7 protein-coding genes are annotated in these 9450 nt (G+C 72.8%); 5 read left to right on the top strand and 2 right to left on the bottom strand.

Annotated features, from left to right (window positions below; translation table 11 throughout):
• The coding region (locus tag AB0E62_RS13175) for an alpha/beta hydrolase (RefSeq protein WP_362191799.1) at positions 1 to 124 on the bottom strand (124 nt) is incomplete at its 3' end.
• A 363-nt stretch (positions 125 to 487) separates the two neighbouring features.
• Entirely contained in the window at positions 488 to 973 is a 486-nt protein-coding gene (locus AB0E62_RS13170; RefSeq protein WP_362191767.1) for a hypothetical protein, read from the bottom strand.
• A 1318-nt stretch (positions 974 to 2291) separates the two neighbouring features.
• Between AB0E62_RS13170 and AB0E62_RS13165 the strand changes: the two genes are divergently transcribed.
• The 5 genes from AB0E62_RS13165 to AB0E62_RS13145 all read left to right on the top strand — a co-directional run bounded on the left by AB0E62_RS13165 (position 2292) and on the right by AB0E62_RS13145 (position 9388).
• Complete coding sequence (locus AB0E62_RS13165; protein WP_362191765.1) at positions 2292 to 3113, top strand: IclR family transcriptional regulator C-terminal domain-containing protein; 822 nt, start codon at positions 2292 to 2294, stop codon at positions 3111 to 3113.
• A gap of 346 nt (positions 3114 to 3459) precedes the next feature.
• Positions 3460 to 4782 (top strand): wax ester/triacylglycerol synthase domain-containing protein, encoded by a 1323-nt coding sequence (locus tag AB0E62_RS13160; protein ID WP_362191763.1) that lies wholly within the window; start codon positions 3460 to 3462, stop codon positions 4780 to 4782.
• Positions 4776 to 6233 (top strand): MFS transporter, encoded by a 1458-nt coding sequence (locus AB0E62_RS13155; RefSeq protein ID WP_362191761.1) that lies wholly within the window; start codon positions 4776 to 4778, stop codon positions 6231 to 6233. The genes AB0E62_RS13160 and AB0E62_RS13155 overlap by 7 nt, the downstream gene beginning before the upstream one ends.
• A 72-nt stretch (positions 6234 to 6305) precedes the next feature.
• Entirely contained in the window at positions 6306 to 7679 is a 1374-nt protein-coding gene (locus tag AB0E62_RS13150) for an NAD(P)/FAD-dependent oxidoreductase (protein ID WP_362191759.1), read from the top strand.
• A gap of 233 nt (positions 7680 to 7912) precedes the next feature.
• Complete coding sequence (locus AB0E62_RS13145; protein WP_362191757.1) at positions 7913 to 9388, top strand: acyltransferase domain-containing protein; 1476 nt, start codon at positions 7913 to 7915, stop codon at positions 9386 to 9388.
• The last annotated feature ends 62 nt before the right edge of the window (positions 9389 to 9450 follow it).

Raw genomic sequence — 9450 nt, 5'->3', positions numbered from 1 at the left:
CCTTGAGCTGGTCCTGCCAGGCGTCGCCGTTGAGCGGCCAGCCGTGGATGAACACGACCGGGCGCCCCTGGCCCCAGTCCTTGTAGAAGATGTCGGTTCCGTCGCGGGTTGTGCACACCGGCATGGTCGGTCCTTTCGGCGATGGGTTCCGAGCGTCTCCGGCGGGGAGCGGACGGGGAGGCGGTGCGCGGAGCGGAGCGAGGGCGCCCGCGCCGCGTCGGACCCGAGGGCACGGGGACCGGCACGGCGGCACACGACACCGGCACCGGCGAGCAGCGGCTGCCCGGACCGACCAGGGCCGCGCCCCGGCGACCGGCAAGGGCGCACACGACGGCGTGCGCGAAGACGCCCGCCGTTCCTCAGCCTCCCCCTCCACTATCCGGGCTCGGCACCCGGGCGGCAATTCCAGGGGGCCCGGACACCTCCCCCGACGGTGGGAACGGACCGGGGCCGTTCCCTCACCGACGGCAGCGCGTGCGGCGCCTTCTCAACGAGCGTGCACGTAGGCGGATCCCGCGACGCGGAGCGCGGTGTGAGCGTGGCGGCACCGGTCCCGGGCCGCTTCCAGCGCCGCCTCCACCTCGGGCGCGAACCGGCCGCCGGTCGCCGGGCCCAGGACTATGTCGTGCAGGTCCACGGCCGCCCGCCACGCGGTCTCGGCGGCGTCCAGAAGCGCGGGATCCGAGTCGACGAGGAGTCCGACCCGGTCGCGGGCGACCGTGGCCGCGCTGCGGGTGGTCGCCCGGGCCGTGCGCTCCTCCTCCGTCCCCGGCGCACCGGTGCGCCGGGACTCCACGACCAGCCAGTGCACTTCCCGGTGGCGGACGATGGCCTCCAGCAACTCGGCGACGGCGCGCGCCACCTCCTGACGGTGCGCGTGTTCCCGGGCCCGCCGGTCACCGGCCCGCTGGACGTATCCCGCCAGGGCGGCACCGGCGAGCGTGCCGAGTACCGCCACGATGGTGGACCACATGGGTGCGGACTCCTCCGGAGTGATCAGGCCGGGCCCGTTGCCGGGTGCGAGTATGGCAGTCGGCAAGTGCCCTGACGCCGCCGGGGCGTTGTTCGGCATGACGAATACGTCCCGCCGCTCCGCGAATTACTGGAACTGGGAGCTTCCTCCAGGGTCTTCTGTGCTTTCCGACGGGATAATTTCCTCAATCTTCAGGCGGAAAATGCTTGTCACTCGGGAAACCGATTCCCAGCGATGCGTCAAGCACGGACGTGCCCCGGTCGTCGGAGGCGACGAGACCAGTAGTCAGGCCGCCCAGTTCACCGGGGCCGCGTGACAGCCCGGACAGTCCCCTGACGATCCCGTGCACGGTCGGCCGGGGTGCGACGTCGGCCGAGGGACGGCTTGGACGGTCCCGGGAAACGAGGTGGCGGGCCCGGCGGCGCCGCGCTCGTGCGCCCACGGGACCTCCCCGTCCCGGACGCGCCCGAGCACCCGTCCTGGACGCGCCCGAGCAGCGGCAGCGGCCGGCTCCTGACACCCGCGACCGGCTCGCGCAGCCGCTGACCGGCGAGCAGGCGGACGATGCCGCCGTACCGGTCGCCGTACCGCCGGCCAAGCACCAGCGGAGCCGGCTGAGGCGGTCGTGGACCGGAGGGCCGCGCCGGCGGACGGCAGGGTGCTCGCCGGGGGCCGCCGGCGTCGGTGCCGGCACAGCCGGGCTGCGGGGACGAACGCGCGGGAGACCGGCCGGGTCGACGGCGGCCGCTCCTGGCACGCGGGCCGGTGGCGGCACGGGACGCTGTGCCCCGTCGTGGCCCTGCCGCCCGGCCATGTCGCGGTGGGCGTGCCCGCCGAACCGGCCAGGCCGGAAACCGACGCTGTCCGACGCGCCGAGCGGCACCGTTCCGCTTGGTCACCGTTCCGCTTCCGCGTGCCGATGCTCCCGCACGCGGTCGTCCCGGCCCTCGCCGGCGCGCCGCTCGCGGCCCTGGCCGTCGTGCCGTTCACCGTGGTCGGCGCGCCGCGGGCCCCGCTGCCGATGCCGGTGTGCGCGGTGCCGCTCACCAGCGCGGCGGTCGCGGCTGCACCCTCGCGCTGCGGACGGCCCCGCCAGGCGTCCCCGGCGCGGGCATGCTGGGGATGTAGCCCTGGCCGCCCCCGGACCGGCCCGTCAGGTGCTGCCCGCCGCCCCGCCGCGCAGCCCAGGGCAAAGATTCCGTTTCACGTTCCGCTTGTCCGTTCGTGCCCGGGCGAACTCCTGGTTCGCGGCCGATAGTGGTTAGCCTGTTGACCGTGTTGATCACCGTGTGGGGCCAACCAGGGGGGAGTGGACTTCATGGGCAGGAACGGCGCTTTAGGGGGAAGTACCCATGCTGACCGGGTATTCCGGGTCCAGCGGGCGTTCACCGAGATCGAGGGGCAGGTGCACGGTCCGGGTGAACTGGCCGAGATAACCGGACTGGACGACTCCACCGTCCACCGGATCCTCCAGTCCGGTGTCTACGACGGCACGTTCGCCCGCGAGGGCCGCGGCCTGTACCGGCTCGGCTTCGGTGCCGCGCGGCTCGGCCTGAAGGCGCTGTCCCACGCCCCCAACACCCGCGTCTCGCACGCTCTCCTGGAGGAACTGCGCGCGGAGACCGACGAGGGGCTGGTCTTCCTCTTCGCGCTGGCGCCCTTCGGCGGGGCCAGGAAGCAGTGCCTGGACATGGCCGTCGGCGACTCCGACCTCTCCGAACTGGGCATCGGCCACCGGGCCTTCCTCGAGATCTCGCAGTCGCTGCGCACGGGCGCCGCGGGCCGTGCCATCCTCGCCCACCTCCCCGGGATCCTCCAGGAGGCCGTCCTGGAGGAGCCGGCCCCCGCGGGCGCGGGCCCGGGTGCCTACCGCGACAACGCCGAACTCATGCTGTCCCTGGAGGACGTACGGAGCAAGGGCGTCGCCCTCGACATGGAGGAGTGCGCGGCCGGGTGGCTCGGCTGTGCGGCCCCGGTGCGCTGGGACGGATTCATCATGGGGGCCGTCGCGGTGCTCAAGCCCAAGGACTGCCTCCCGTCCTGGCCCAGCCTGGCCCGCGCCACCAAGCGGGCGGCCGACGGATTCAGCCGGGCGGGCGGCCACGGCGCCTGGTCGGCGGAGACCGCCAGCTCGTACTGAGTTTCCCCAAGGTTAACTCTTCATTGCGGAATAACGCGGGAAACGTGGCACCGCGCTCCTGAAATGCCGTTTCTCGCGGGGCGGGAAACTGGATAGCGCGGACCCGTTTCTCGCCCCGCGGGAGAGTCCCGGGATTCCTTGACAGGCCGTGCCGTGATCCTTTGATACTGGGTGTCGTGAAAGCCGGTCGTCCCCACGCCCCAGCGTCGTCGAAAGGGAGAATTCCCGTGTCCTGCACCGTTGCCGCGTGTCCACACGCCCCGGCCGCGCACGGCGCGTCCCGCGTCGCCCGCAGGGCCGTTGACCACGTCGATGTGACGCCCTGAGTGCTCGACTGGGAGCGGAATTGAAACGCCCACTCAACCCGATCGACGAGGTCTTCCTCTCCATGGGCCGGGAACCCGGCCTGATCCACGGCCAGTTCCTGAGGTTCCGCGGCAGCCCGCCCTCACTGGCGGAGCTGCGTGACCACCTCATGGCCAGGCTGCCCGGCCTGCCACGGCTGACCTACCGGACGACCACCGCATCGGGCCGGGCGTACCAAGTGCCCAGCTCGTGCTTCGACATACGCGACCACCTCAGCGAGGAGGAGTTCCCCGCGGGCACCACGCTCGACGAAGTGCTGACCGCCCTCGCACGACTGCCGCTGCCGCGCGGCGGCGGACCGATGTGGTCCCTCCACCTCGTCCACGGCTACGCACCCAGGGAGTACGCGGTGTGCTACCGCGTCCACCACAGCACCGAGGACGGCATGGGTGCCGTGCACGTCGTCGGGTCCCTGTTCGGCGACGGTACGGAACCGGAGCGGACGGGCCGGGACGAGCAGGGACCGCTCTTCGGGGCGTGCCCCGACGAACTGGTCCGCGGGACGCTGACCGTGGGCGCCGGCCTGGTGCGCGGACTGCTGCCCGCCCGGCGCTGGCCCAAGGCCCCCAAACCCCGCCCCGGCCACCTCGCCGTGTGCAGCACCAGCGCGACCCAGCGCGAACTCGGCCTGCTCGGGGAGCGGTTCGGCGGCACGTTCAACGACGCCTTCCTCATGGCGCTCTGGAGCGCGCTCGCCACCTGGAGCGCCACGGGGGAGAAGGACGGGGTGCGGTCCGTCTTCCGCACGTCGCCCGTACCCGTCCGGATGCCCCTGAACACCCGGTCCACGGGCGAGGAGGCGGCACCCGGCAACCACCTCACGACGGCGGTCGTCGCGCTCCCCGGCCAGGGGCTGCGCACCGACGCGGCCTTCGCGGAACTCGTCGAGGGCACCCACCGGATGCGCTCGCGGGGCCTGCGGCCGGCGAGCAGGGCGCTGGTCGCCCTGCTGCCGGCGGCCCTGACCCGATGGATCGTCAGGCGCCTGCTCAGCCCCCGCTCCTCCCCGCTCTACGCCTCCAACTACCGCCAGCCGGAATACCTGTCCTTCAAGGGCGACCCTGTGATCGACGCGATACCGCTCGGCGTGCTCCTGCCGGGCAACGCCCTCTCCGTGACGCTGCTCTGCTGCGGCTCCCGGGTCCGGGTGAGCTTCCTGTACGACCGCAGACTTCCCGGGGCCGACCGGCTGGCGGCCCTGTGGCGCGAGGCACTGGACACCCTGTCCGCGCCGTCCGGGCCCGCCGCCCCCCCAACCGGCACCCCCACGCCGTCCACTCGTACGAAGGGTCCCTCATGCTGAGTCGGTCAGGTCCACGCGGGAACCCCGTCTGGACCCTCGTCGTGACCGGGCTCGCGGTCTTCATGGCAGCGCTCGACAACCTCGTCGTGATCACCGCGCTGCCCGCCATCCGGGAGTCCCTCGACACGAGCCTCCAGGACCTCGAATGGACGGTCAACGCCTACACCCTGGCCTTCGCGGTGTTCCTGATGGCCGGCGCCGCGGCGGGTGACCGCTTCGGGCGCCGCCGGATGTTCCTGGTGGGCCTGGTCGTCTTCACCGCGGCGTCCGCCGCCTGTGCCCTGTCCGACTCCTCCGGGCAGCTGATCGTCGCCCGCGCCGTGCAGGGCTTCGGCGCGGCCATCGTGATGCCCCTGACCCTGACCCTGCTGACCGCCGCGGTGCCCGAGCGCAAGCGCGGCATGGCCCTCGGGATCTGGGGCGCGCTCAGCGGTCTCGCCGTCGCCCTCGGCCCCGTGATCGGCGGCACCGTCGTCGAGAAGATCTCCTGGCAGTGGATCTTCTGGATCAATGTGCCGATCGGCATCGCGGTGCTGCTGCTGGGCGCCTGGAAGCTCGCCGAGAGCACCCACCCCGAGAGCTCCCTGGACATCGGCGGCACCGTGCTGGTCATCCTCGGCATGTTCGGCGTGGTCTTCGCCCTGGTGCGCACCACCGACGACGGCTGGACCAGCGGCAAGGTGCTGGTCTCCCTGATCGGCGGGGTGGTGCTGCTCATCGCCTTCGTGCTCTGGGAAGCGCGCACCCGCCATCCCATGCTGCCGCTGCGGCTGTTCCGCAACCGTTCGTTCAGCGCTGTCAACGTGGCCAGCCTGCTGATGTTCGCCGCGATGTTCGGGCTCGTGTTCCTGCTGACCCAGTTCATGCAGAACATCCAGGGTTTCTCCCCGCTCGGAGCGGGCGTACGGATGCTGCCCTGGACGGCCATGCCGGTCGTGATCGCCCCGATCGCCGCCCTGCTCACCGCGCGGATCGGCAACCGCCTCGTGGTAGCGCTCGGCCTGCTGGCCGAGGCCGTCGCGCTCGGCTGGCTCGCCTCCGTCGTCGGCACGCACACCGCCTACTCCGACGAGGTGCCCGGCCTGGTGCTGGGCGGGATCGGCCTCGGGCTGTTCTTCGCGCCCGTGGCCGAGATGGCGATGAACATCGTCGCCCCGCGCGACCAGGGCATCGCCTCCGGAGCCAACAACACCTTCCGCGAACTCGGCGGCGTCTTCGGAGTCGCCGTCCTCACCTCGGTCTTCACCGCGCAGGGCGGATACGGGACACCGCAGCGGTTCGTCGACGGCCTGGTCCCCGCCTCCTGGGTGGGCGCCGGCTTCGCCGCCCTGGGCTGTCTCGCCATCCTCGTCGCCCCCCGCCGCTCCCGGGGCGAGCACGTCGCGGCACGGGGCGGGACACAGGAGACGGGCCTGCCGCGGGACGGCGCGCTCGTGGAGAACCCGCGCTGAGCCAGGCCGCAGGACAAGCACCACCGGTTCTCCGGCAATCAGCCGGAAAACCGCACGACTTGGGGGACGTACATGTACGACGTGATTGTGGTGGGAGCGCGGGTCGGCGGCGCCTCCACGGCCATGCTGCTCGCCAGAGCGGGATACAAGGTCCTGCTCCTCGACCGCGCCACCTTCCCCGGCGGGAAGGCCGCGGCCACCAACCTGGTCCACCCGCCGGGCATCCTCCGGCTGAAGAACTGGGGCCTGCTCGACCGGCTGACCGCCACCGGCTGCCCGCCCATCCACGAGTACGGCCTCAAGAGCGGCCCGGCGCAGCTGATGGCCCGCCTCCCGGCCGTCGACGGCGTGGACGAGGCGTACTCCCCGGACCGCGCCGAACTCGACCGCATCCTGCTGGAGGCGGCCGTCGCGGCCGGTGCCGAGTTCCGTGAGGGCTTCTCCCTCCGCGAGCTCCTCAAGGACGAGGACGGCACCGTCACCGGCGTACGCGGCCAGTCCGGGGAGCGCGTCACCGCCGTCGAGCACGCCCGTCTCGTGGTGGGCGCCGACGGCTCCAACTCGACCGTCGCCCGCCTCGTCGGCGCGGAGAAGTACGCCACACAGCCCGTGCTCAACAAGAGCCACTGGTCCTACTGGGAGGGCATCCCGCACGACGGGAAGGTCCGCACCTACCGCCACGCGGGCAAGCACACCTTCACCTGGCCGACGCACGACGGCCTGACCATCGTCGGAGTGGCCCTGCCCGTCGCCGACTTCAAGGCCGGCAGCGAGGAGGAGCGCGACCGTACGGTCATCTCCGCGTTCGCCGAGGTGGACCCCGAGCGGGCCCAGCTGCTGCGCGAGACCAAGCGGGCCGACAAGTGGCTGACGGGCGCGGTGCCCAACTTCCTGCGCCGCTCGCACGGCCCCGGCTGGGCGCTCGTCGGCGACGCCGGCTACACCCGCGACCCGATCACCGCCTCCGGCATCACCTACGGGCTGCGGGGCGCCGAACTCCTCGCCGAGGCCATCGACTCAGGCCTGTCGGGACGCACCCCGCTGCCGGACGCGCTCGCCCGCTACGAGCGGCGGCGCGACGAGATGGTGACCGGGCACTACCGCTACACCTGCGACCACGCCGTGATCGCGAACCACACGCGGGAGGAGATCGCCTTCATCCGCGCCATGAGCCGCAGCCCCACACACGGGCGGGACATGGTGGGGATGTTCGCCACCGCCGTCGATCCGGCGCACTTCTACTCCGCGCGCAACATCCACGCGCTCCTGGACCACCTCGAACCGGGCCCCGGCCCCGGCTGGAAGCTGCGCTTCGTCCAGTGGCTGGCCCGCGGCCTGCCGCGGCACGTCCCTCCGGCGGCACGGCTCGCCGACCGCCTGATAGCCCAGAACCTCGGCCCGATGGGCGACTACCTCCTGGCCGCACCGGCGCGGCAGGCGGCCTAGCTCCCCTTTCCCAAGGCGGCCCAGCGCCCCTTTTCCCCAGGCGGCCCAGCTCCTCTTCTCGCGGGTTCCGCCCCGGTCCCCTTCCTCAGCCACGTGATGCCCGCAGGCCGCGGACCGCACCGCGCTCACCCGAGCCCGTCCGGCGACCTCCGGCGACCGAGGACACGCGGCGCAGCCGTGTGCACCGAGAAACCACCCCCACCCCCACTCACCCGAGCAACGGAGACATCGGCATGGCACAGAACACCGCACTCCTCTTCCCCGGCCAGGGCGGCTTCGACAGCGAGGCGCTGCGCGCGGCCAAGGAGAGCTACCCCCAGATCCGCCGGGTATTCGAGCAGATCGACGCGGAGACGCAGAACCTCTTCGCGCGGCGGATCACGGACACCCTGTTCGGCCAGGAGAAGGCGGACCTCGGCGAGCTGCTCGCCGACGACCCGTGGGTCTCGCAGGTGGCCATCTACGCCGCGGGCCTCGCCGCGTACGAGACCCTCGCCGCCCAGGGCTTCGAGCCGGACGTCCTCGTGGGCCACAGCCTCGGTGAGATCACCGCCCTCGTGGCCGCGGGCGCCTTCTCGGTCGAGGACGGCGTGCGCATCGTCGCGCAGCGCGTGGCGGTCATCCAGCGGCAGCAGGGCATAGACGGCCGCATGCTGGCCCTCACCGCCGGCGCCGACCGCGTCCGCCTGCTGCTGGACCTGGTGGGCGAGCCGCTGCTGGCCGTCGCCACCGAGAACCACGACGAGCAGACCGTGGTGAGCGGCCCGGACAAGGTCCTGGACCGCGTCACGGCCATAGCCCGGCAGCTGGGCATCAACGCGATAGCGATCGACGCGCCCTTCCCCTTCCACACCCCCGCCCTGGCCCCGGCCGCCCCGGAGTTCGCCGCGTACGTCCGCAAGCTGGACCAGCACCCGCTGCGCCGCCCGGTGTACTCGCCGATCCTCCAGCGCTACTACGAGCCCGACGACGCCCTGGCCGACCTGCTGGCGGAGCACTTCGTCAAGCCGGTCCGGTTCGCTACCGCCGTGCGCCACCTCCAGCAGTCCGGTGTCACCACCTTCGTGGAGGCGGGCGGGCGCGCCGCGCTGACCAAGCTCGTCACCCGGCTCACCCAGGGCTCCGACGTGCGCGCCCTGTCCACGCTCGTCCTCGACGGCGGCGGCCGCCCCGCCCTCGGCGCCACCCTGGAGGTCCTGCGGGAGGCGGGCCTCGCCCGCGCCGCCGGAGCCCCCACCCTCGGCGGGCTGCTGGCCCCGGCCGTGCCGGCCGACGTCTTCGAGGCCTACTGGGCGAAGCACGGCGACGACGTCCTGACCTACGTGCGCGACGAACTCGCCGCCTTCCAGCGGGAGAACACGCCCGCCGCCGCGCCCGCCGCCCCCGCCGAGACGGCCGCCGCCCCCGCGGCCGCGCCCGCCGCGAACACCGGACTCGACCGCGACGAGGTCTTCGCCGCCCTGCGCGCCCTGTACGCCGAGGCCCTGGAGTACCCCGAGGAGGTCTTCGAGGGCGGCGTGCAGCTGGAGGCCGAACTGGGCGTCGACTCCGTCAAGCAGGTGGAGCTGCTCTCCCGCGTCTCCGAGCGCTACGGCCTGCCGCCGCGCGCGTCCGGCTTCCGTCTCTCCCACTACAACACGATGGACACGATCGCCGACTTCGTGATCGCCGAGCTGAACGGCGCCCGCGAGCACGCCGGCGCGGCCTGACCACCGCACGTCCCAACAGCCCCGCTCGTTTCCTCGCTAGACGTGAGTAAGGACATGGCTCC

It is taken from the genome of Streptomyces sp. NPDC038707 (assembly GCF_040636485.1).
In the GTDB taxonomy this organism is placed as follows: domain Bacteria; phylum Actinomycetota; class Actinomycetes; order Streptomycetales; family Streptomycetaceae; genus Streptomyces.
This window is presented reverse-complemented; position numbering and strand designations above follow the sequence as displayed.